Source organism: Vibrio sp. 10N.222.46.A1 (assembly GCF_041473595.1).
In the GTDB taxonomy this organism is placed as follows: Bacteria; Pseudomonadota; Gammaproteobacteria; order Enterobacterales; family Vibrionaceae; genus Vibrio; species Vibrio tasmaniensis_A.
The window spans coordinates 1-1015 of the sequence record NZ_JBFRSN010001436.1; the positions used below are offsets into that span (position 1 = coordinate 1).

The 1015-nt window shown below is 35.4% G+C and carries 2 protein-coding genes; both read left to right on the forward strand.

What is annotated here, in order from left to right:
• Nucleotides 1–234 (forward strand): hypothetical protein (locus AB4496_RS27160; protein ID WP_372133046.1); only part of this gene is annotated, 234 nt, incomplete at its 5' end.
• A gap of 1 nt (nt 235) precedes the next feature.
• A partial coding sequence (locus tag AB4496_RS27165; RefSeq protein WP_372133049.1) for a hypothetical protein occupies nt 236–1015 on the forward strand: 780 nt, incomplete at its 3' end.

Below are 1015 nucleotides of genomic sequence, written 5' to 3' on the forward strand. Positions count from 1 at the left end.
GATCTAATAAGGGAATTAGTCCCTCACACGCAAATCATTGTCGCATCTCATAGTTCTATTATTGGAAAGAAATCACCTCACTCACTAGTAAAACTTCAACCAGAATTAGATTCCGACTACATACAACGCCTAATTTCCGATGAAAGTTCTGACGGAATCCTTGATTTAGATCTTGATGAACACTTCACTAATTTAGACGAAGTCACACCAACAGTGACCAACAGAGACTCATAAAATGGTGATGGCGATTTTAGAAATGGATGAATTGCTAAGTGAAGCAATTATCTCCGAAACTCCTCTCATTATCGTAGAAGGGATAGATGATGTCCCTGTTTATGAGTCATTATTTTATGGGAATGGCGCGAACGCAGAAGTCTACGCTGCTGAAAATATTGTTGAAGGTTCAGATGGATCAAGAGGAGTAATTGACTGTATAGATAGTGCGAGAGCTCAATTCCCAGAGATCGATATATCACAATATATTTTAGGTATCGTAGATCGAGATGCTCGTTATTATCGAGGTGAGATCCCAAATGATCAAGCCCTTCTAGTACTAAAAGCATATTCCTTGGAGAGTCACTTTGTAACTAAAGAAGCTACTAGACATATCATAAGAAATATGACAAGAGTATCCGAAAAACATATCACTCCTGAATTTGAGAATATGGTTTTTAATAAAGTTAAGGATTGTCTACTTGATTTATTCTACATATCCTTAGAAGCACTTAAGAATGCATGTTGTGAAGAGTATGAATCTAAATTTGGGTATAAGCAAAACTTACAGCAGATTAGAGCTCAAAACCTAAATAATTTCACGGAAGAGCACATACGTCAATTAGACAAGTTTGCTCAATCAAAAGGAATAACCAATTCTTGGGAAGACCTTTTATATATATGTAAAGGTAAGTGGCTAATGTTTGAGTTCTGTAATATATTAAAAGTTGAAATTAAGCTTTTAACCGAAAAATGTAGAGAAAAACATATTCAACAGTGCCAGTTTTGTATTAGTGAAGCG